This window comes from Microbacterium sp. AZCO (genome assembly GCF_039614715.1).
In the GTDB taxonomy this organism is placed as follows: domain Bacteria; phylum Actinomycetota; class Actinomycetes; order Actinomycetales; family Microbacteriaceae; genus Microbacterium.
In genome coordinates this window covers 3,464,103-3,484,547 of sequence record NZ_CP154857.1, presented here as the reverse complement: position 1 = coordinate 3,484,547, position 20,445 = coordinate 3,464,103, and the positions used below count along the sequence as shown (strand labels likewise).

The 20,445-nt window shown below is 72.4% G+C and carries 20 protein-coding genes; 17 read left to right on the top strand and 3 right to left on the bottom strand.

What is annotated here, in order from left to right; genetic code table 11:
- Window positions 1–1,455 carry a hypothetical protein gene (locus AAIB33_RS15925; RefSeq protein ID WP_345800936.1) on the top strand — a complete coding sequence of 485 codons (1,455 nt, stop codon included), beginning with the start codon at window positions 1–3 and terminating at the stop codon, window positions 1,453–1,455.
- On the opposite strand, the gene AAIB33_RS15920 is transcribed toward AAIB33_RS15925, so the two are convergent.
- Window positions 1,406–1,801 (bottom strand): phage holin family protein, encoded by a 396-nt coding sequence (locus AAIB33_RS15920; protein ID WP_345800935.1) that lies wholly within the window; start codon window positions 1,799–1,801, stop codon window positions 1,406–1,408. The two genes, AAIB33_RS15925 and AAIB33_RS15920, sit on opposite strands and share 50 nt — an antisense overlap.
- 87 nt (window positions 1,802–1,888) lie before the next feature.
- Here AAIB33_RS15920 and AAIB33_RS15915 point away from each other — a divergent pair, with 87 nt between their 5' ends.
- The 4 genes from AAIB33_RS15915 to AAIB33_RS15900 are packed head-to-tail and all read left to right on the top strand — an operon-like array spanning window position 1,889 to window position 6,591.
- A complete protein-coding gene (locus AAIB33_RS15915; RefSeq protein ID WP_345800934.1) occupies window positions 1,889–2,992 on the top strand; it encodes a histidinol-phosphate transaminase in 1,104 nt (367 codons plus the stop codon).
- A 4-nt stretch (window positions 2,993–2,996) separates the two neighbouring features.
- A complete protein-coding gene (locus AAIB33_RS15910) occupies window positions 2,997–4,160 on the top strand; it encodes a thiamine pyrophosphate-dependent dehydrogenase E1 component subunit alpha (protein WP_345800933.1) in 1,164 nt (387 codons plus the stop codon).
- Window positions 4,157–5,185, top strand: coding sequence for an alpha-ketoacid dehydrogenase subunit beta (locus tag AAIB33_RS15905; protein WP_345800932.1), 1,029 nt, complete (start codon window positions 4,157–4,159; stop codon window positions 5,183–5,185). Before AAIB33_RS15910 ends, AAIB33_RS15905 begins: the two co-directional genes overlap by 4 nt.
- A gap of 35 nt (window positions 5,186–5,220) precedes the next feature.
- Window positions 5,221–6,591, top strand: coding sequence for a dihydrolipoamide acetyltransferase family protein (locus tag AAIB33_RS15900; RefSeq protein WP_345800931.1), 1,371 nt, complete (start codon window positions 5,221–5,223; stop codon window positions 6,589–6,591).
- A 34-nt stretch (window positions 6,592–6,625) separates the two neighbouring features.
- Here the strand turns inward: AAIB33_RS15900 and AAIB33_RS15895 are convergent, their stop codons facing one another.
- Window positions 6,626–7,258 carry a hypothetical protein gene (locus tag AAIB33_RS15895; RefSeq protein ID WP_345800930.1) on the bottom strand — a complete coding sequence of 211 codons (633 nt, stop codon included), beginning with the start codon at window positions 7,256–7,258 and terminating at the stop codon, window positions 6,626–6,628.
- A gap of 98 nt (window positions 7,259–7,356) precedes the next feature.
- Between AAIB33_RS15895 and AAIB33_RS15890 the strand changes: the two genes are divergently transcribed.
- Genes AAIB33_RS15890 through AAIB33_RS15850 form a run of 9 tightly spaced genes read left to right on the top strand, consistent with a single transcriptional unit; the run spans window position 7,357 to window position 14,378 of the window.
- On the top strand, window positions 7,357–8,346 hold the full coding sequence (locus tag AAIB33_RS15890) for a zinc ABC transporter substrate-binding protein (protein ID WP_345800929.1): 990 nt from the start codon (window positions 7,357–7,359) through the stop codon (window positions 8,344–8,346).
- The gene (locus AAIB33_RS15885; RefSeq protein WP_345800928.1) at window positions 8,343–9,173 is read left to right on the top strand and encodes a metal ABC transporter ATP-binding protein; all 831 of its coding nucleotides are present in this window, start codon (window positions 8,343–8,345) and stop codon (window positions 9,171–9,173) included. Before AAIB33_RS15890 ends, AAIB33_RS15885 begins: the two co-directional genes overlap by 4 nt.
- Window positions 9,170–10,090: a metal ABC transporter permease gene (locus AAIB33_RS15880; protein WP_345800927.1), complete on the top strand. Its 921-nt coding sequence runs from the start codon at window positions 9,170–9,172 to the stop codon at window positions 10,088–10,090. The genes AAIB33_RS15885 and AAIB33_RS15880 overlap by 4 nt, the downstream gene beginning before the upstream one ends.
- Window positions 10,091–10,099: 9 nt before the next feature.
- Complete coding sequence (locus AAIB33_RS15875; RefSeq protein WP_345800926.1) at window positions 10,100–10,513, top strand: transcriptional repressor; 414 nt, start codon at window positions 10,100–10,102, stop codon at window positions 10,511–10,513.
- Complete coding sequence (locus tag AAIB33_RS15870; protein WP_345800925.1) at window positions 10,500–11,522, top strand: permease; 1,023 nt, start codon at window positions 10,500–10,502, stop codon at window positions 11,520–11,522. Before AAIB33_RS15875 ends, AAIB33_RS15870 begins: the two co-directional genes overlap by 14 nt.
- On the top strand, window positions 11,515–12,291 hold the full coding sequence (locus AAIB33_RS15865; RefSeq protein ID WP_345800924.1) for a TIGR03943 family protein: 777 nt from the start codon (window positions 11,515–11,517) through the stop codon (window positions 12,289–12,291). Before AAIB33_RS15870 ends, AAIB33_RS15865 begins: the two co-directional genes overlap by 8 nt.
- The gene (locus AAIB33_RS15860; protein WP_345800923.1) at window positions 12,281–12,916 is read left to right on the top strand and encodes a hypothetical protein; all 636 of its coding nucleotides are present in this window, start codon (window positions 12,281–12,283) and stop codon (window positions 12,914–12,916) included. Before AAIB33_RS15865 ends, AAIB33_RS15860 begins: the two co-directional genes overlap by 11 nt.
- Window positions 12,799–13,719 carry a hypothetical protein gene (locus AAIB33_RS15855; RefSeq protein WP_345800922.1) on the top strand — a complete coding sequence of 307 codons (921 nt, stop codon included), beginning with the start codon at window positions 12,799–12,801 and terminating at the stop codon, window positions 13,717–13,719. Before AAIB33_RS15860 ends, AAIB33_RS15855 begins: the two co-directional genes overlap by 118 nt.
- Window positions 13,716–14,378: a DNA-3-methyladenine glycosylase gene (locus tag AAIB33_RS15850; protein WP_345800921.1), complete on the top strand. Its 663-nt coding sequence runs from the start codon at window positions 13,716–13,718 to the stop codon at window positions 14,376–14,378. Before AAIB33_RS15855 ends, AAIB33_RS15850 begins: the two co-directional genes overlap by 4 nt.
- 71 nt (window positions 14,379–14,449) lie before the next feature.
- On the opposite strand, the gene AAIB33_RS15845 is transcribed toward AAIB33_RS15850, so the two are convergent.
- Complete coding sequence (locus AAIB33_RS15845) at window positions 14,450–19,258, bottom strand: hypothetical protein (RefSeq protein WP_345800920.1); 4,809 nt, start codon at window positions 19,256–19,258, stop codon at window positions 14,450–14,452.
- Window positions 19,259–19,640: 382 nt separating this feature from the next.
- Here AAIB33_RS15845 and rpmB point away from each other — a divergent pair, with 382 nt between their 5' ends.
- The 3 genes from rpmB to rpsN are packed head-to-tail and all read left to right on the top strand — an operon-like array spanning window position 19,641 to window position 20,356.
- Window positions 19,641–19,877 (top strand): 50S ribosomal protein L28, encoded by a 237-nt coding sequence (gene rpmB / locus AAIB33_RS15840; protein ID WP_047543954.1) that lies wholly within the window; start codon window positions 19,641–19,643, stop codon window positions 19,875–19,877.
- Window positions 19,877–20,047 (top strand): 50S ribosomal protein L33, encoded by a 171-nt coding sequence (rpmG, locus tag AAIB33_RS15835; protein WP_005051772.1) that lies wholly within the window; start codon window positions 19,877–19,879, stop codon window positions 20,045–20,047. The genes rpmB and rpmG overlap by 1 nt, the downstream gene beginning before the upstream one ends.
- A 3-nt stretch (window positions 20,048–20,050) precedes the next feature.
- On the top strand, window positions 20,051–20,356 hold the full coding sequence (gene rpsN, locus AAIB33_RS15830) for a 30S ribosomal protein S14 (RefSeq protein ID WP_345800919.1): 306 nt from the start codon (window positions 20,051–20,053) through the stop codon (window positions 20,354–20,356).
- The last annotated feature ends 89 nt before the right edge of the window (window positions 20,357–20,445 follow it).

Sequence of the window (20,445 nt, the reverse complement as noted above, 5' to 3'; positions counted from 1 at the left end):
GTGGGCGACCTCGACATCCGCAGCGGCGGGGTGGTCGCCGTCGACACCGACAGCCTCTACGCCGCCGCCGACCGGCTGGACGCGCTGGAGGGCGACCTGCACGACCTCACACGACTTCTGCGCGAGGCGGCGCACCAGGTGGAGTACGTCCCGGGCGTGGCGCACACGGGGGCGATCGGCCGCGCCTACGGCCTCGTCGGTCGAGCGGGCGACCTCACCGACCGCCCGGGCGGACTCGCGGCGCGGCTGCGCGACACGGCGGCGCTGTACGAGACGGTCGAGCTCCACGCCCGGCGGGCGGCGGCCGAATCGGCGGGCGACGCGGCGGCGATGGCTCGCATCGACGCCCGCCTCGAGGCGATCGAGGCGGAGCACCCTTCGAGCGGCGCCCGGGCGTGGTGGGCCGAGCTGTGGCGGGATGCGTCGTGGGCGGCGCCCTTCGTGGGGCCCGCCGTCGAGTTCGGCTCGTGGCTCGGAATGGGGTCCGGCGCCGCGGGGGCGGGCATCGTCGCGCTGGGGCTCACGACGGGGCTCCGCTCGTCGGGTGGGGGCACGATCCTGCGGGGCGAGCGCTTGACGGGTCCGGCCCCGGCCGTCGAGCTCATCCCGGTGACGGCCGCCGTGGGCGCCGAGGCGGGCGCGCCGACGTCGCTCGCGGGCATAGCGGCGCGCATCCCCAGCGATCCGGCCGCCCGGGTGCGGGTCGAGCGGTACACGATGCCGGACGGCTCGCGGCAGTACGCCGTCTACGTGGCGGGGACCACGAGCAGAGGCCCGTGGGACTTCACCTCGAACAAGCAGCTGTACCTCGGCCAGAAGTCCGCCTCGTACGAGGCGACGCTCGAGGCGCTGCGGGCGGCGGGAGCGAAGCCGGGCGACACCGTCCACGCCTTCGGCTACTCCCAAGGCGCGATGATCACGTCGCGCCTCGCGGTCGAGGGCGGCTTCGACACCCGGACGCTCGTGACGTTCGGGTCGCCCGTCGACGCCGAGGTGGGCGACGGCACCCTCGACGTCACGATCCGCCATACCGACGACCCGGTGGGGGCGATCGCGGGAGGCGGGCTCGACGGCGGCACGGGTGCGGCCGGCAGCTTCGTCGCCGAGCGGTCGGTCGACCCCCCTCTCCCGGTCGCCGACCCGCTAGCGGCGCACCACATCGGGGAGTACGAGCAGACCGCGGCCATGCTCGACGCCTCGAGCGACCCGCGGATGGATGCCGTGCGCGGGCGCCTCGACGAGCTGCAGAGCGCGACCTCGGTCGAGGTGCTCGAGTTCGGCGCCGAGCGGACCCCGTGCGCCGTTCCTGTGCCGGGCGCGGGGGCGCCGGGCGGGGTCCCTGTGCCCGGCGCGGTCCCCGCGCCGGGCCCAGTCCCTGCGCCGGGCGTCGTAGCCGCGCCGGGCGTCAGTCCCTGCGGTGACGAGGACGCAGGAACATCCCGGCGATCCAGTTGATGATCGAGATGACGAGCGCCGCGACGATCCCCCACCAGAAGTCCTCGACGCGCAGGCCCCAGTTCCAGAAGCTCGTGATCCAGGCCGTGAGCCACAGCAGGAAGCCGTTGATGACGAGGCCGATCAGGCCGAGCGTGAGGATGTACAGCGGGATCGAGATGATCTTCACGATCGTCCCGATGATGGTGTTCACGATGGCGAAGATCGCCGCCACGATGAGCAGCGTCAGGACGTACTGCAGCGTCTCGCCCGGCGGGAACGCGATGACGGTGACCTGCAGCGCGGGCATCAGGGTCACGATCCAGATGGCGAAGGCGTTCACGACGACGCGGATGAGGAAGCCCATAGTGCGCTCAGTCTCGCACGCGCCTCCGCGGCGAGCAGGGCCTTGACCCCGCGACGCGCGGCGACCAGCGCTTCTAGACTCGGAAGGGTGACAGACGCTCCCGTCCGAATCCGACCCGAGATCGCCGCGCTCCCGCCGTACAAGCAGGGCACGCAGGCGGGGCCGGGCGCCTTCAAGCTCTCGAGCAACGAGAACCCGTTCGACCCGCTGCCGGGCGTGCTCGAGGCGGTGCAGTCCGCGACGGCTCTCAACAGATATCCGGATGCCACGGCCGGCCGCCTCCGCGAGCGCCTCGCCGACCGGTTCGGCGTGACTCTCGACGAGGTGCACATCGGGGCCGGCAGCGTGTCGATCCTCGCGCAGCTGATCCTCGCCGCGGCAGGCCCCGGCGACGAGGTCCTCTACGCGTGGCGGTCGTTCGAGGCCTACCCCGGACTCGTCCTCATCGCCGGCGCGACCCCCGTGCAGGTGCCCCTCGGCGAGGGCGCACGGCACGATCTCGACGCGATGGCCGCGGCGGTCACCGAGCGCACGCGCGTCGTCATCGTCTGCAGCCCCAACAACCCGACCGGCCCCATCGTCGGGCACGACGAGTTCGAGGCTTTCCTGGCGAAGATCCCGAGCGACGTGCTGGTGATCCTCGACGAGGCGTATGCCGAATTCGTCACCGACCCCAACGCCGTCGACGGCCTCCGCGTGCTCGGCGGAGAGGGGCATCCCAATGTCGTCGTCCTCCGCACGTTCTCGAAGGCGTTCGGCCTCGCCGCCCTCCGTGTCGGCTACGCGATCGGCCACCCGCGCATCCTCGACGCGGCACGATCGACCGCGATCCCCCTCTCGGTCACGGCGCACGCTGAGGTCGCGGCGCTCGCGAGCCTCGACGCCGAGCGCGAGCTGCTCGAGCGGGTGTCCGTCATCGCCGAGCGGCGTGACGCGCTCGTCGCGGGTCTCCGCGGGCTCGGCTGGGCCGTCCCCTATGCGCAGGGCAACTTCGTGTGGCTCCCCGCCGGGTCCGAGTCGCTGGAGATCGCGGAGAAGTTCGTCGCGGGCGGCCTCGTGGTGCGACCGTTCGCGGGTGACGGCATCCGTATATCCGTCGGAGAGCATGAGTCCGTGGACAAGGTCCTAGGGATCGCAGCATCCGTTGTCGGAAGCCTCCCAGAAGGGCATCCGGGGCGAGGGTTAGCGTAGGAACGTGACCCAGACCGAAAACTCGGTTCAAGACCACGCATCCGAGGCCGCGGACTCCGCGGTCGTCAGAGTGCTCGCGCCCGACGGCAGTCTCGCCCCGTCCGCGGCGGCCGAGCCCTACCTCGAGATCATCGAGTCGCTGAGCGACGCCGAGCTCGAGGGGTTCTATCGGGACATGGTCGTCATCCGCGCCTTCGACCGGCAGGCCACCAACCTGCAGCGTCAGGGGCAGCTCGCGCTGTGGCCGCCGAGCCTCGGCCAGGAGGCGGCGCAGGTCGGCTCCGTCCGCGCCGCGCGCCCGCAGGACCACATCTTCCCGTCGTACCGCGAGCACGTCGTCGCGCGGATCCGCGGCGTCGACGTGGTCGACATCATCCGCGTCATGCGCGGCCTCACCCACGGCGGCTGGGATCCCACCGATCCGCGCAACGGCAACACGCACATCTACACCCTCGTCCTCGGCTCGCAGACGCTGCACGCGACCGGGCTCGCGATGGGCCTCGTCTTCGACGGCAAGTGCGGGACGGGCGATCCGGAGCGGGACGAGGCCGTCGTCGTCTACTACGGCGACGGCGCATCGAGCCAGGGCGACGTGCACGAGGCGATGGTGTTCGCCGCGAGCTACAACACCCCCGAGGTCTTCTTCCTGCAGAACAACCAGTGGGCCATCTCGGTGCCCGTCGCGACGCAGTCGCGCTCGCCGCTGCACAAGCGCGGCGAGGGATACGGCATGCCGAGCATCCCGATCGACGGCAACGACGTGCTCGCGAGCTACGCCGTCACCCGCGTCGCCCTCGAGGAGGCGCGCTCCGGCGCCGGCCCGCGCGCGATCGAGGCGCTGACCTACCGGATGGGCGCGCACACGACGAGCGACGACCCGACGAAGTACCGCACATCGGACGAAGAGCTCTCGTGGGTGCGACGCGACCCCATCGCGCGCATGCGCGCGTTCCTCGAGGCGCGCGGCGCCTCCTCCGACTTCTTCACGGACGTGGATGCCGAGGCCGACGCCGTCGCCGAGGACACGCGCGTGCGCACGATGCAGCTCGACGGCATCCCGCGCAATCTCATGTTCGATCACGTGTACTCCGAGCCGCACCCGCTCGTGGACGAGCAGCGCCAGTGGCTCGCCGATTACGAGGCATCCTTCGAAGAGGGGACGTCATGACCGCTGCACCGGGAACGGCGGCCGCGACCGCCGCCGCCGATGAGGCCGGCATCGAGAATCTGCCGATCAGCCGTGCGCTGAACGCCGGCATGCGCCGAGCGCTCGCCGAGAACGACCGCGTCCTCCTCATGGGCGAGGACATCGGCCGGCTCGGCGGCGTCTTCCGCGTCACCGAGGGGCTCCAGGCGGAGTTCGGCGAGCGCCGCGTTCTCGACACGCCGCTCGCCGAGTCGGGGATCGTCGGCACGGCGATCGGGCTCGCGATGGCGGGCTTCCGGCCCGTCTGCGAGATCCAGTTCGACGGCTTCGTCTTCCCCGCCTTCGACCAGATCACGTCGCAGCTCGCGAAGTTCACCAATCGCCACGAGGGCGCGCTGCAGATGCCCGTCGTCATCCGCATCCCCTACGGCGGCCACATCGGCGCCATCGAGCATCACCAGGAGAGCCCCGAGGCGTACTTCACGCACACCCCGGGTCTGCGGGTCGTCAGCCCGTCGACGTCGAACGATGCGTACTGGATGATCCAGGATGCGATCGCCTCGGCGGATCCGGTGATCTTCCTCGAACCGAAGTCGAAGTACTGGCAGAAGGGCGAGGTCGACACGAGGGCTCGCGCCCTCCCGCTGCACGCATCGCGGCTCGTGCGCCGCGGCACCGACGTGACGCTCGTCGGACACGGCGCGATGGTCACGACGCTGCTGCAGGCGGCGGCGCTCGCAGAGTCCGAGGGCACGAGCTGCGAGGTCATCGACCTGCGCTCGCTCTCGCCCGTCGACTACGGGCCGATCCTCGACTCCGTGCGCCGCACCGGCCGCATGGTCTACGCGCAGGAGGCGCCGGGATTCACGAGCCTCGGCTCCGAGGTCGCGGCGACGGTCATGGAGCGCGCGTTCTACGCCCTCGAAGCCCCCGTGCTTCGCGTGTCGGGCTTCGACGCGCCGTTCCCCCCGGCCAAGCTCGAGGGGGCGTTCCTCCCCGACGCCGACCGCGTCCTCGAGGCCGTCGACCGCGTCCTGGCGTACTGACCGTTCCGACTCGCTCGACGACCGAAAGGCGACACATGAGCACGCAGACCTTCCTTCTCCCCGACGTCGGTGAAGGTCTCACCGAGGCGGAGATCGTCGCGTGGCGCGTCGCCCCCGGCGACGACGTCGCGGTGAACGACGTCATCGTCGAGATCGAGACGGCGAAGTCGCTCGTCGAGCTGCCGTCCCCCTTCGCCGGCACCGTGGGCGAGCTGCTCGCGGCCGAGGGCGACACGGTCGACGTGGGTGCGCCGATCATCACGATCTCGGCGGCTCCGGGCGGTTCGTCGGATGCCGCCCCCACGCCGTCCGTCGTGGGCCAGAGCGAGCACGGCGCCCCGGCCGAGCCCGAGCCGGGTGGCGCGGTGCTCGTCGGCTACGGAACGGGCGGCCAGGTGCAGTCCCGGCGCAAGCGGCCCGCGGTCTCGCCGGAGCAGCGGGTCGAGGCATCCGTCGGGGTCGTCGCGAAGCCGCCCATCCGCAAGCTCGCACGCGACCTCGGCGTCGATCTCGCCGCGGTCGCGCCGAGCGGCCCGGCGGGTGAGGTGACCCGCGACGACGTCGTGAAGCACGCCTCGCAGGCGAGCGTCTTCCGCAACATCGAGACGCCCGAGTGGCCCGAGGTCCGCGAGGAGACGATCCCCGTCGCGGCGCCCGCCCCCTCCCCCGCGGCCGCGGCGCCCCGCCCCGTCGGCCCGGCCGGCGATCGCGAGGAGGCGATCCCGGTCCGCGGCGTCCGCAAGGCCGTCGCGTCGGGCATGGTTCAGTCGGCGTACACCGCCCCGCACGTCTCGGTGTGGACCGACGTCGACGCGACCCGCACGATGGAGCTCGTCCGCCGGCTCAAGGCCTCGCCCGACTTCGCCGACATCAAGATCTCGCCGCTGCTCATCATGGCGCGCGCCGTCATCTGGGCCGTGCGCCGCACGCCGGGCGTCAACGCCGCGTGGGTCGACACCGACCAGGGCGCCGAGATCCGCGTGCGCCACTACGTCAACCTCGGCATCGCGGCGGCGACGCCGCGCGGACTGCTCGTCCCGAACATCAAGGACGCGCAGGACCTTTCGCTCCGCGACCTGGCCCGTGCCCTCGAGAAGCTCACGCTCACGGCGCGCGAGGGCAAGTCGTCGGTCGCCGACCAGCAGGGCGGCACGATCACGATCACCAACATCGGCGTCTTCGGAATGGATGCCGGCACCCCGATCATCAATCCGGGCGAGTCGGGCATCGTCGCGCTCGGCACGATCCGTCAGAAGCCGTGGGTCGTCGACGGCGAGGTGCGCCCGCGCTGGGTGACCACGGTCGCGGGCTCGTTCGACCATCGCGTGATCGACGGCGACGGCATGTCGCGCTTCATCGCCGACGTCGCGTCGATCCTCGAGGAGCCCGCCCTCCTGCTGGACTGACCGCGTTCCGGGACGACCCGCCGTCCGGCACTCTTCAGCGCGGCAGCAACGACACCGGCGCGAGCGTGCGCGGACGCTTCGCCACGAGCAGGATGCCGATCGCCACGACCCCGCCGAGGGTGCCCGCGACGATGTCGAGCATCGTGTCGTCGAGGCCGTGCTGGGCCGCCGTGCCGATGAGGGAGTCGCTGCCGTACTCGCAGATCTCCCACGCGGCCGCGAAGGACATCGCGGTGAAGAGCGCCATCGTGAGCGAGAACCAGCGCGGGAGTGCGGCGCCGATGCGCTCCTCGACGCGCCGGGCGAACAGCATCCCGAGCCAGGCGAGCATGATCCCCGAGTAGAAGTGCACGACGAAGTCCCAGCGCGGGAGGTACCAGTACACGTGCACGGCGCTGCCCGCGAAGGGGGCGGCGACGATGAACGCCAGGTAGACGACCTGGAGCGGCCACGGGAGTGTCGTGCGGAAGACGAGTTCGACGGCCATGGGCACCCAGAAGACCGGGATCAGCATGAGAGTGAGCGGCCACTCCACTTCCGCGCCGAGCACGGTCAGCACGAAGGCGGCGATGAGGCAGACGATCGCGAAAGGCAGGGCGAGGAGGGCGGAGAAGCGCATGCGGGTGAGAAAGGCGCGCGGGGCGGTCCCCTCGGTCGAACTGCTCATCCGCCTGCTCTCCGCGCGGTTCGGGCGACCGCTCCCACGTGGAAGATTAGCGCGGCCGCCGATTTGAGAACGATTATCAATAGCCATACGATGAGGATGTGCTCCGCAGACCCCTCACCGCGACCGCGCTCGGCGCGGCATCCGTCCTCCTGCTCGCGGGGTGCGCGGCGAGCGGCGCCGACGCCGCGGACGGGAGGATCGACGTCCTCGCGTCCACGAACGTCTACGGGCAGATCGCCGAGGTCGTCGGCGGCGACCACGTCGATGTGACGTCGATCATCCACTCGGCGGCGCAGGACCCGCACTCGTACGAGGCGAGCGCGCGCGATCAGCTCGCGGTGAGTCGCGCCGACCTCATCGTCGAGAACGGCGGCGGCTACGACGCGTTCGTCGACGCGCTCATCCAGGCGACGGGCACCGACGCTCCCGTGATCACGGCGGCAGAGCTGTCGCCGCACTGGTCCGGCGACGCGCACGACACGCACGCCACCCACGGCGACGCGGCGCAGGAGGAGACGGCGCACGACGACGCCGCCGATGGTCACGGCCACGACCATGTCGAGGGCTTCAACGAGCACGTCTGGTACGACCTCCACACGACGTCCGCCGTCGCCGACGAGATCGCGCATCAGCTGTCCGAGATCGACCCGGGCGGCGCCGACGGCTACAGCACGCGCGCCTCCGACTTCACGGCGTCGGTCGAGAGCCTCGAGGCCTCGCTCGCGCAGCTCGCCGCGACCCATGGCGGCACCGACATCTTCGTCACCGAGCCCGTGCCGCTGTACCTCACGGAGGAGGCGGGTCTCGTGAACACGACGCCGGACGCGTTCAGCGAGGCGGTCGAGGAGGGGCAGGACGTCCCGCCCGCGACGCTCCTCGAGGCGCTCGGCCTCCTGCGCGCGGGACACGCGAAGGCCGTCATCGTCAACTCGCAGACCGGCGGGGTCGAGACCGACGCCGTCATCGCGGAGGCGAAGGATGCCGGCATCCCGGTGCTCGAATTCTCCGAGGTGCTGCCCGACGGACTCACCTACGTCGAGTGGATGCAGCAGAACATCGACGCCCTGACCCGGGCGCTGGGGTCATGAGCGCGCTCGAGATCCGCGGCGCCGCTCTGCGCCGGGAGGGCCGCGAGCTGTGGGCGGGGCTCGACCTCTCCGTAGAGCCGGGCGAGCTCGTCGCCGTGCTCGGGCCGAGCGGCTCCGGCAAGACGACGCTCCTGCGCGCGATCCTCGGCCTCGAAGACCTCAGCGAGGGGACCATCACGGCTCTGGGGTCGGACGTCCGCGCCCGCGGCAGCCGGCGCATCGGCTACATCCCGCAGCAGCGCCCGCTGCCGCGCGAGACGCCCCTGCGCGGCCGCGACCTCGTGACCCTCGGCGTCAACGGCCACCGCTTCGGCTTCCCCGTTCCCCGCCGCGGCGACCGGGCCCGCGTCGACGCGCTCATCGACGCCGTCGGAGCCCGGGGCTTCGCCGACCGCCCCGTCGGAGAGCTGTCGGGCGGCGAGCAGCAGCGCCTCCGGGTCGGGCAGGCGCTCGCCGACGATCCCCGGCTGCTGCTGTGCGACGAGCCGCTCACGAGCCTCGACCTCGCCAACCAGCAGGCGGTCATCCAGCTGATCGACCGGCACCGGCGCGAGACCGACGCCGCCGTGCTGCTCGTGACCCACGACATCAACCCCGTCCTCGGGTCGGTCGACCGCATCCTGTACCTCGCGGGCGGCCGCTTCACCCTCGGCACGCCCGAGGAGGTGCTCGACTCGGCCACGCTGTCGGCGCTCTACGGAGCACCCGTCTACGTGCTCCGCGCGGGCGACCGGCTCGTCGTGGTCGGCGCACCCGACGCCGAAGAGGCGCACCACCATCACCACCATGAGCTCCACGAAGACCCCGGGACGGGGACGCACGCATGAACTGGGCCGATGTGTGGGACGCCATGTTCGGCGGCATCCCCGACTACGCCGAGATCCTCGGGCTCGTCGCGAACTCCATCGTCGCGGGCGCCGTGCTCGGGCTCGTCGGCGGCCTCGTCGGCGTCTTCGTCATCCAGCGCGACATGGCGTTCGCCGTCCACGGCATCGCCGAGCTGTCGTTCGCGGGCGCCGCGGCGGCGCTCCTCATCGGCATGGACGTCGTGACGGGATCGATCGTCGGCTCCCTCATCGCGGCGGCGATCATCGGGGTGCTGGGCGCGAAAGCGCGCGACCGCAACTCGATCATCGGCGTCCTGATGCCGTTCGGGCTGGGGCTCGGCATCCTGTTCCTGTCCCTCTACGACGGCCGCTCGGCGAACCGCTTCAGCCTGCTGACCGGACAGATCGTGTCGGTGCAGAGCGGCCAGCTCGGCTGGCTCATCGCGATCAGCGGCGCCGTGCTCGTGGGACTCCTGCTCATCTGGCGTCCGCTCCGCTTCGACTCGCTCGACCCGCAGTCCGCCGCCGCGCGAGGCGTGCCGACCACCGGCGTCTCGCTCGGCTTCATGCTGCTGCTCGGGCTCATGGTGGCCGTGAGCGTCCACATCATCGGCGCGCTCCTCGTCATGGCGCTGCTCGTGACGCCCGCCGCGGCCGCCATGCGCGTGGCGTCGGGACCGGTGTCCGTGCCCGCACTGTCGGCGCTCTTCGGCTTCGTCTCGGCCGTTGCGGGCATCCTCCTGGCCGTCGCGGGCACGCTCCCCGTGAGCCCGTACATCACGACGATCTCGTTCCTCATCTACGTCGTCTGCCGCATCGTCGGCGGTCGCCGGGGGCGGGTCGAACGGGGACGGGATGCCGCATCCCGCGCCGCGACGACGACCCCCGCCCAGAGCCCGGCCCAGGCCCGCGGGTAGACTCCGGCCATGGTCCAGCGCAACACGAAGCAGCGCGAGCGGGTGCGCGAAGCGCTCGCCGACGCGCGCGGCTTCGTGAGCGCGCAGTCGCTGCACGCGACGCTCCGCGGGGACGACAGCCCCATCGGGCTTGCCACCGTGTACCGCGCGCTGGCCGGTCTCGCCGCCTCCGGCGACGCAGACACCCTGCAGAGTCCCGAGGGCGAGAACCTCTACCGCGCGTGCGCGACGCGGGGGCACCACCACCACCTCATCTGCCGCTCGTGCGGGCTCGCGGTGGAGATCGAGGCGACCGACGTCGAGCAGTGGGCGCGTCGCACTGCGGCCGCGCACGGCTTCATCGAGGCGGAGCACGTCGTCGACATCTTCGGCCTGTGCGCGTCGTGCGCGCAGGCCCGCGAGAGCGAGCGTGACGCGGACTGACCCGCCGGCGGTCGCCGCGCGCCCGGGCACGGGGCGCGCGATCGTCTGGCTCGGCGTCGGCGTCGCCTTCGTCGGACTCCTGTTCGCCGTCGACGCCCTCGCACCGCAGCTCTTCGCGGTCTCTCTCCCGACGCGCGCGCAGGACGGCCTGACCCTCGCCCTCAGCGTGCTGATCGAGTCGCTCCCCTTCGTCGTCCTCGGCGTCGTGCTCTCGATCGTCGTGCAGGTGTGGGTGCCCCCGGGGGTCCTCGAGCGATGGATGCCGCGGCGGGCATGGGCTCGCCGTGCCGTGCTCTCGCTCCTCGGCATGATCGTGCCGGTCTGCGAGTGCGGCAACGTGCCGTTCGCGCGCGGTCTGCTCATGCGCGGCTTCTCCGTGCCCGAGACGCTCACGTTCCTCATCGCTGCGCCGATCGTGAACCCCATCGTGATCATCACGACGCACCAGGCGTTCGGCTTCGACGACGGCATCCTCGTCGCGCGCCTCCTCGGCGGGTACGCGATCGCGAACCTCATCGGGTGGCTCTACAGCCGGCATCCCGATCCCGACGCCCTCCTGACCGATCGCTTCAGGGACACGTGCGACACCGTGACGCACGAGCCCGGAAGCCGCGGCCGCCGCAGCATCGCGCAATTCATCATCGAGCTGCGGGCGGTCATGCCCGCCCTCGTCATCGGATCGGCGCTCGCGGGGGCCGTGCAGGTGCTCATTCCCCGCGACGCGCTCCTCGCGATCGGCTCCGATCCGGCGCTCTCGATCGTCGCGATGATCCTGCTCGCGATGGTCGTGTCGATCTGCTCGAACGTCGACGCCTTCTTCGCTCTGTCGTTCGCCTCGACGTTCACGCAGGGCTCCCTCGTCGCGTTCCTGCTCGTGGGACCGCTCGTCGACGTCAAGATGCTCGCGCTCCTGCGCACGACCTTCACGACCCGGGTGCTGGTCGGGCTCGTCGTCGTGGTCGTGCTGTCGGCCTTCGTCATCGGGACGGCGGTGAACCTCCTTGCGTAGATCGCTCGTCACGCGCTGGCTGGGCGTCGGGCTCGCGGCCGCGCTCGCCGTGCTGACCCTCGGCCTGGCTCTCGCCGGCCGGCTGGGGCTCTACCTCAACCCCGACTCGACGTGGTTCGCGGTGGGCATGGCCCTCGTGGTGCTGGTCGGTGCGGTCCTGACGTTCGCGCTGCCGCTCGGCGCAGAGGACGACCATGGCCACGGCCACGGCCACGGCCACGGCCACGGCCACGGCCACGGCGAGGACGACCACGCCGGCCACCGACGTCGTCCCATCGCGGCAGCCGCGACCGCGGTCGGCGGTGTCGGGGCATCCCTCCTCGTTGTCGCCGCCCTCGTGACGCCGCCCGCCTCGCTCTCGGCCGAGCTCGCGATGTCGCGCGACATCGACGCCCCGCCGCTGTTCGCCGGCACGGATGCCGTCGCCCTCGCCACGACGGGAGACACGACGGCGTTCGGGGTCGGCGAGTGGGCCACCGTGTTCGCGACGGCGACCAACCCCGACGCGTACGACGGCGATCCCGTCACCCTCACCGGCTTCGTCACCCCGGGCGACGGCGACTTCGACCTCACCCGCCTCGTGATCACGCACTGCGTCATCGACGCCCAGCCGGCGAACATCCCGATCGACTCCGGCGACGCGGCGCCGCCGACCGGGCAGTGGGTCACGGTCACGGGCACCGTCCGGTCGAGCGCCGACGGCCGGCTCTCGATCGTCGCCGACTCCGTCCGGCTCATCGACGAGCCGGGAGACCCGTATGAGTACTGACACGCGGCGGAGCCGATCCCTCCGGCGGCGCGGGCGCGCGTTCGTGGTCGGCTTCGCCGGAGTCGTCGCGGCCCTCACGCTCGTCGCCCTCGCGGGAACGGCCGCCACGACCGCGCAGGGGCCTCGCGTCACCGACGTGCAGGTCGACCCGACGGCGGCGGTCGCGGCATCCGGCGCCCGTCTCATCGTCACGATGTCGCACGCGCTTCACGAGATCCGGCCCGATCAGGTGACGATCGAGCCGGCGACGCCGTTCGTCGTCGACACCTCGGGGCGGAGCGTGGGCGTGCGCTTCGCGCTTCCGCTGTGGGACGACACCGAGTACACCGTGACGATCGACGGCGTCGAAGGGCTGGGAGGCGGGCCGGCCACCACCGTCGCGCAGACCTTCCAGACGGGGAAGGAGCAGTTCTATCTGCTCCAGCGGGGCGCGAAGGATGACACGATCTTCCGCACCGACCTGACCGGGGAGCAGGCGGTCCCCGTATTCCGGCACGCGCATATCGAGTGCATATCGAGGATTTCCGCGCGACATCGAGCCACCTCGTCGTCTCGGTGCGCGGTGGGTCGTCGACTGCGGACCAGCCGCAGGGCGGTGCCGACGGCGTCGCCGAGCTCATCGTGACCGACCGCGACGGCAAGAATCAGCGCACCCTGCCACTGCCCGGTGACGGCACGGTGACGAATCTGCAGAGCGCCGACCGCGGAGACGCCATCGGCTACACCTTCACCGACGCGGCGATCGGCACCGAGGGCGCCCGTGAGAGCATGCTCTTCACGATGTCGCTGAAGGATCGCGCCGCCGAGCCGGCGCCCGTCGAGATCACCGGGGCGGACAGCCGCGTGGAGCAGTGGCGGTTCGTGCCCGACACCGACCGGATCCTCCTCCTCGGGTTCGACAGCTCGCTCTGGCTCACCGGTGCGGGCGGAGACGCGACCTCTCTCGGCACCGCCGTGGGGCTGGAGGGAGTCGTGGGCTCCACGGCCCTCGTCGACCGGATGGAGGGTCTCGTGGCCCTCGATCTCACCGACGGCACGGAGCAGCCTCTCGTCGCCCCCGACGCCGAACCTGGTCTGCTGCGGACCGTCGTGCCCGTGCCCGGCGGTGGGTCGGTCCGGCTCTACGCGGCGCCGGATGGGAACGGCATCCCGAGCCTTTCGGTCGTGACGTGGGTCGGCGACGACGGGACCAGCCGAGTGCTCGATCGCGCACCGTCGACGGACTCCGTCATCCGCACCTGCGTGTCGCCGAACGGCCGCTACGCGGCGACGGTCGTCGCACCGGACATCGTCGACAATCCCTACGACGGCTACCTCCTGCCCATGCCCGAGCGCGTCGAGACGCACATCGTCGAGATCGCGACGGGCGACGAGGTCGTGGCGCTGACGGGCTTCGACAGCTCGTGGTGCCGGGTGCCGCCGCAATGACGGGCTCCTGGCGGCCGGCGCACCGCGACGATCTGCTCGGCCTTCCGCTCGAGGTCGCACCGCGCCTCCTCGGAGGCCTTCTCCGCACTGTCGTGGACGGCGACGAGGTCGTCGTGCGGCTCACCGAGGTGGAGGCGTACCACGGCCTCGGCACGGGCGAGACGGCCGACCCCGGTTCGCACGCCCGCATGGGGCCGACCGCGCGCAACGCGACGATGTGGGGCGAGCCCGGTCACCTCTACGTCTACCTGAGCCACGGCATCCACTCGTGCGTCAATGTCGTGTGCGGCCCGCCGGGGGTCGCGGGCGGAATCCTGCTGCGCGCCGGCGAGGTGACGGAGGGGATGGATGCCGCCCGCCGCCGCCGCCCGGCGGCTCGCGTCGATCGCGACCTCGCGCGCGGACCCGGGCGTCTGGGCGATGCGGTAGGGCTGCGGCATCCCGTGCACGACGGCATCGATGCCGTGACGGGCTCTCCGCGTGCCGGCGCCGTCGCGCGCCTCGAGCTGCGGACCGAGCCGCTCGTCGACATCGCGACCGGCCCGCGCGTCGGCGTCGCCGGCCACGCCGGGACCGCCGCCTTCCCGTGGCGCCTCTGGGTGCCGGGCGATCCGACGGTCTCGCCGTTCCGCTGGGGGCGCGGCGCCGCGGAGCTCTGACGCTCCCGACCGGGGAGCCCCGGCGACAGGCTTCTCGGCAGCAGGCGCCCCGGCGGCAGGCTTCGCGCGTGTCAGCGCAGCGACGACACCGCGACGAACGCGGCCTTCAGCTGTCGCACCCGTCGCTCGTACGTCGCCGCGAGGAAGATCAGCACGGCGCCGCCGATGCCGAGCCACAGCCACCACGGCACCGCCGTGTACGCCGACGTGATCCACGGCCAGAGCTGCGCGAGGCCGTGGAGCAGCAGCACGATGGAGCCGATGATGAGCGGAGCCTGCAGCCGCAGGACGGCGCCGATCACGACGAGCGCGAGGGTCACCACGCCCAGGGCCACGACGCGCCACAGCTCGGAGTCGCCGAGATCGTGCAGCAGAGACGGCACGAGCAGCAGCAGGAGCCACGGTCCGAGCGACGACGCCGACCGCGCAGTCGGGTGCGAGGCGAGTCGGTAGGAGCCGTAGGCGAGACCGCCGATCGCGGGCGGCACCGTCACGAGTTCGACGGGGCTGACGCCGACCGCGACGACGGCGAACACCCCGAACACGCTCGCCGAGGCCGCCGCAGCGAACGTGAGCGCCCACCCGAGCCGCCAATGCCACAGCGCTCCCGCGAGTCCCGCGATGGTGAGGACGCTCATCGTCATGAGGACCCGCTCATCGTGCAGGTCGGCGTGCGCGACGAGCAGGCCCGCGATCGCCACGGCGTAGACGACGCAGGCGAGTCCGAGCACGACGCCCGCGGCGACGCCCAGCGCCGCGGAGCGAACAGCCCGCATCGCGGCCAGGACGATCGCGACCGTCACGACTCCGCCCACGAGAGCCCAGAAGTCCGCCTCGAGACCGGCATCGGCCGCCGTGACACGGAACCGGATGCCGCAGCCCGCCGCCGCGGCGACGAGCCCGCCGATCGCCAGGACGGCGGCGATGCCGCGCCAGCGCCGGGAGGCGAGGAGGACGGCACCCGCAACCCCGACGGCCCCGCCGAGCAGCACCGTGACCGCGGTCGTGCCCAGCGTCCCGTCGGAGCGGAGGACGACGACGGCCGCGACGAGCAGTGCACCCGCGGCTGCGAGCGCCGTCGCCGGCCAGGTCGGCGCCTCGTCGGCGGACCGCGCCACGAGCACGATCGCGATGGCGACGGCACCCAGGCCCGCGGTGAGCGCGGCGGCGTCCGCGCTGTCGAGGAACGGGTCGAGCAGCGAGCGAGCCCCCATGGCCACCGCCGCCCCGCCGAGCACAAGGACGGTCGGGATGCCGACGCGCCACGCCGCGGGGACGCGCACCGCGGCCGCCCCGGCCGCCGCCACCAGGGTGAGGGCGAGGAACGTCCAGATCCGTGCGGGATCGGCCGGTGCCACCACGCTCGGCACAGTGGCCGCCACGAGTCCCGCGATCCAGACGATGCTCTCGCTGCCCGGCCACACGGCGCCGGCCGCCCGTCGGCGCAGCGTTGCGAGCACGGCCCCGGCGAGGAGCGCGACCGCGACCGGCAGCGTCGCCGCCTCGATCTCGGGCAGCACGCCGGCGAGGCAGCCCGATGCCCCGACGATCGCCGCACCGGCGAGCGACGTCCAGCGCGCGACGGCACCCAGCGGCGTGCGGTCGGCGGCCGCCGCGCCGACGTGCAGTGCGGCGAGAAGGCCCATGGCCGCCGTGACGACGCCCAGCGAGGGGACCGAGGCGGCGACGGCCAGCGACGCCACGACCATGGCGGCGCCGGGCAGGGCGTCCGCGTACGCGCGCGACAGGAGATGCGCCGGGCGGACGGCGGCATGGCCGAGTCCCGATCCGAACGCCGTCGCCAGCAGGAGCAGGAGCCACAGGGACTCCCCGCTGCCGCCGTCGACGACCCGCTCGACGGCGACGAGGGCCAGCCCTACGAGCGCGACCGTCGAGCCGACCACCGCCGTCGGGCGCACCCGCGCGAGCGCGGGAAGCGAGAGCACGAGGCACACGGCCGCCGAGACGAGGCCGACGACGACCCCTCGGAGGGGCGTGCCGTCCCATCCCTCGACCGCGGGTGCCCACAGCCCGAGCGCGAGTCCCGCACCGACCGCGACGGAGGCTTCGCCGCGCCGTCGGAGCCAGACGAGCAGCGCCCCGAACACGACGAGCGCGACTCCGGCGGGCACGACGGCCGTCTCGGTCGTGTAGTCGACCCCCGGTGTGCCGTCGCCGAGCCACCACCACCAGGCTGCGACCGCTGCGGCGACCGCGGGCCAGGCGAACAGGCGACGGGCGGCGGTGCTCAGCCCGGCTCCCGCGGCGCGCGTCGCGAAGACATCGTCGTCGGGAGTGCGCGGCATCGCGGCCCACCCGCGGGTCGCGGACAGCGCCGCGAAGCCGATCGTCGCCAGCGCGAACGCCGCCCAGAAGAGGTCGGTCCGAAGCGGCACCACCACGACGAGCGCCGTGACCCCCGCACCGAGATCCGCCGCGAGCCGCACCCACAGCGCTCGGTCGCGGCCGCGCGCGCACTCGAGGAGGGCCCCGAGTGCGACGACCAGCACAGCTGCCGCGAGCAGCGGGAGCGGCATCCATTCTTCGCGGCTCGTCCCCGTGAGGACGAGGAGCTCGTACACGGCGAACGCCAGAGTGGGGGCGACGACCGCGGCGGCGCCTGCCGTGGCCGGGGCCTCCACGCGGCTGAGTCCGAGCGCGACGAGGATGAGGACGACGACGAGGATCCCCCCGCGCACGACGGCGAGTGCGGGCTCGCCGATCACCCCGCCGAGGCTGTCGTCGGGTGCACCGGAGCGCACGGCGCTCAGCGTCCAGATGAGGCTCACCGCGAGAAGCGCCGACGAGGCGAAGGCGAGCGCCGAGCGGGACAGCCGATCGAGCGGCAGCGTCACGGCGACGGCCAGCGCGATGAGGGCGATCCACTGCAGCAGCGCGATCGAGACGGACCACCCCGCCGCCGGCCCGGACGGGCGCGACAGGGCGGCTGCGAGAGCGGCGGGAGCGATCAGCGCGGACACCGCCGCGACCCCCACGGGGGCGAGCGCCGTGATGACGGCGAGTTCGCCGGTCGGTCGCAGCAGCGCCCGCTGGGCGATCAGCACGGCGATCGCCGTCACGACAGCGGCGATCCAGAGCCACGGAGCGGCGAGTCCCGCGATGTACGCCGTCGTCGCGGCCACGAGCGCGGCCAGCACCCAGCCGATCCGCGCGCGGACGGCGATGAGCATGACGGTCGACGCCGCCGCGATGACGACAGCTGTCGCGACCAGGATGCCGGGGGCGCCCGTGCGTGCCGCGGCGAGCAGCAGCAGCGCAGCGCCTGCGACGACGCGCGCATCGCGCAGCCCCGGCTGGGCGAGCGTCGGCGCGCAGAAGAGGAGCGCCGCGATGACGGCGGCCGCGGGAAGCGCGAGGAAGGGATCGTCGACTCCGGATGCCGGGGCGAAGACATCGGCCTGCGCGAGCGACCACGGCGCGACGACGGCTCCGACCGCGGCACTCCCCCAGAACACCGCGCCGCCCACGACGCCGAGCGCGCCCGCGGCGAGCGCCGTGATCCAGGTCGGTCGGATTCCCGGGCGGCGCGCGTGCAGGAGATCGGCTCCGACGGCCACGAGAGCGGCGAGCACCGGTGCGACCAGGACGGGGTACACGACCTCGCTGCTGCTCAGCGCCAGCAGCCACCCGGCGAGTCCGAGGGCGGCGACCGCGATGCTCGCGGCGGTGGCGCCGAGCGGCCGCGCCGCGGGCAGCGGCTCGACCCCTTCCCGGGGCCGCAGCAGCCGGGCGTGCGCGAGGCCGAGCACGAAGAGCAGGGCGACCGACCAGACCACTGTCGACGTCCGCGGCGCCGACAGCGGCAGGGTGAGCGCGGCGACGGCGAGCGCTGCGACGCCGATGACGGCGAGCACCAGGCGCTCGGGAACCGCGTCGCGACCGGGCCGCGCGGACGACCACGGTGCCGGGAGGGCGTGGGTGAGGCATCCAGCCGACGCGCCCAGCAGCGCCGCGAGGAAGGCCTCGGTGCGATCGAACGACAGCGCTCCGCCGACGAGCAGACCGAGTCCGACGGGCAGGGCGAGGGCGGCGGCGAGGTCGGGGCCGCGCAGTCCCGAGACGCGGGCCCACACGCGGCAGATGAAGCCGACCGCGAGAGTCGCGACCCCCGCGTAGACAGCCGCATCGATGGACGCGGTGCCGAAGAAGTCGTTCGCCCGGACCGCCCACGCGTCCAGGGCCAGGAGGACGACCCCGAGGGCGCCGATGCCCTCTGCCGTGGCGGTGAGCGCGCGTCGCCGCAGAAGGGATGCGGAGACGATCGCCGCGAGGGTGATGCCGCCGATGATCAGCGCGCGGACGAGGATGCCCCACACGAACCAGGCGAACACGAGGAAGAAGATCGCCGCGATGCCGACGAGGGAGACCCCGACGATCAGCAGGAGCACGGGGACGGTCAGTCGGCGCCGCGGTTCCTTCGGGGCCGCCGACTCGCGCACCCGACGAGGAGCCGGCGGGACCGCAGCCGGCGCCGCCCAAGGGGTGGCATCGGTGGCGGGGTGCGGGGCGGCAACCGGCGCATCCCGCCGCGAGGCGTCGGCCACGGCAGCGGCCTCCTTCGCCGCCGCGGCCGACGCGGCGTTCCTCCTGGCCGCCTCTGCCTGCTTTGCTGCGATCTCAGCTTCGATGCGCACGAGATCGCGGATCTCGCCGATCAGTGTGCGGCGCTCCGACTCGAGCTCCACGATCTGCGTGCCCAGTGCGAGCACGCGCGGTGCGCGCGGGTCTGTGAGCCCGAATCCGCACGTGGGGCACACCGGCGCCGTGATCGCGGTGAAGCATCCCGGACACCGTGTGGGATCGGCTAGCTCGAACGGGACCGCGGGCCGCTGTGCGGCGTCGTCCTGCGTCATGGTCATGATCGTCGCCTTCCTGAACTTCGCGGTTCCCCCCTGGAAGTGAGGCAATGATGGCACCTTCCACAGTGATTCCCGCGGAAGTGTTGTCTCCTGTGGACAAAGGAAAGCCGGATGGATGCCTGTGGAGGAGAGCCCGTCGAAGGACCCATTCCGCGCGACGCATATGGCGGCAGCAACGACCGCCCGCCGTGGTTCGGCCGTGGGATCGAGCCGTGCTAGACTGACTCTTTGTCTGCGCGCACTCCAGCACGCAGTTCGCACCCACTCCCTCCTCTTTCCGGTCCCTGAGCTTGTCGAAGGGCGGGCTTCGGAGCGTCGTGGGTGCAGACAAGGGATCTTGGGTGGGGCCGTCCGGCCCCACGGTATTGAAGGAGACATCACCATGGCTGCTGTGTGCCAGGTGACTGGAGCGGTTCCCGGCTTCGGTCACAACATCTCGCACTCGCACCGCCGGACGAAGCGCCGCTTCGACCCGAACGTGCAGAAGAAGACGTACTACGTCCCGTCGCTTGGTCGGAACATCAAGCTCAACGTGTCCGCCAAGGGCATCAAGGTCATTGACGCACGCGGCATCGAGTCCGTCGTCAAGGACCTCCTCGCGAAGGGGGTCAAGCTCTAATGGCCAAGAAGGCTCAGGACGTCCGTCCGATCATCAAGCTGCGCTCGACCGCCGGCACGGGGTACACCTACGTGACGCGCAAGAACCGCCGCAACAACCCCGACCGCATCGTGCTCAAGAAGTACGACCCGGTCATCCGCAAGCACGTCGAATTCCGAGAGGAGCGCTGATCCATGGCTAAGAAGAGCAAGATCGCGCGCAACCAGCAGCGCCAGGAGGTCGTCGACCGCTACGCCGCCAAGCGCGCCGAGCTGAAGAAGGCGCTCGTGTCGCCGGAGTCGACCGACGAGCAGCGCGAAGCCGCTCGCGTGGGCCTGCAGAAGCTGCCCCGCAACGCGTCGCCCGTGCGCCTGCGCAACCGCGACGTCATCGACGGTCGCCCCCGCGGCAACCTCTCGAAGTTCGGCATCTCGCGTGTCCGCTTCCGCGACATGGCCCACCGTGGCGAGCTGCCCGGCGTGACCAAGTCGAGCTGGTAACGCTTCGACAGGCTCAGCACCGCTGAACCGCAGAAAGGGCGGGAGTTCCTCGGAGCTCCCGCCCTTTCGCATGCCCCGGGCACAGCGCC

Excerpts from the sequence above, each read along its gene's own strand:
- AAIB33_RS15920 (WP_345800935.1), bottom strand. The coding sequence starts at position 1,801 with ATGGGCTTCCTCATCCGCGTCGTCGTGAACGCCTTCGCCATCTGGATC.
- AAIB33_RS15900 (WP_345800931.1), top strand. The coding sequence starts at position 5,221 with ATGAGCACGCAGACCTTCCTTCTCCCCGACGTCGGTGAAGGTCTCACC.
- AAIB33_RS15875 (WP_345800926.1), top strand. The coding sequence starts at position 10,100 with ATGGTCCAGCGCAACACGAAGCAGCGCGAGCGGGTGCGCGAAGCGCTC.
- AAIB33_RS15895 (WP_345800930.1), bottom strand. The coding sequence starts at position 7,258 with ATGAGCAGTTCGACCGAGGGGACCGCCCCGCGCGCCTTTCTCACCCGC.
- AAIB33_RS15880 (WP_345800927.1), top strand. The coding sequence starts at position 9,170 with ATGAACTGGGCCGATGTGTGGGACGCCATGTTCGGCGGCATCCCCGAC.
- rpsN (WP_345800919.1), top strand. The coding sequence starts at position 20,051 with ATGGCTAAGAAGAGCAAGATCGCGCGCAACCAGCAGCGCCAGGAGGTC.
- AAIB33_RS15885 (WP_345800928.1), top strand. The coding sequence starts at position 8,343 with ATGAGCGCGCTCGAGATCCGCGGCGCCGCTCTGCGCCGGGAGGGCCGC.
- AAIB33_RS15905 (WP_345800932.1), top strand. The coding sequence starts at position 4,157 with ATGACCGCTGCACCGGGAACGGCGGCCGCGACCGCCGCCGCCGATGAG.
- AAIB33_RS15845 (WP_345800920.1), bottom strand. The coding sequence starts at position 19,258 with ATGACCATGACGCAGGACGACGCCGCACAGCGGCCCGCGGTCCCGTTC.
- AAIB33_RS15850 (WP_345800921.1), top strand. The coding sequence starts at position 13,716 with ATGACGGGCTCCTGGCGGCCGGCGCACCGCGACGATCTGCTCGGCCTT.
- rpmG (WP_005051772.1), top strand. The coding sequence starts at position 19,877 with ATGGCCAAGAAGGCTCAGGACGTCCGTCCGATCATCAAGCTGCGCTCG.
- AAIB33_RS15860 (WP_345800923.1), top strand. The coding sequence starts at position 12,281 with ATGAGTACTGACACGCGGCGGAGCCGATCCCTCCGGCGGCGCGGGCGC.
- rpmB (WP_047543954.1), top strand. The coding sequence starts at position 19,641 with ATGGCTGCTGTGTGCCAGGTGACTGGAGCGGTTCCCGGCTTCGGTCAC.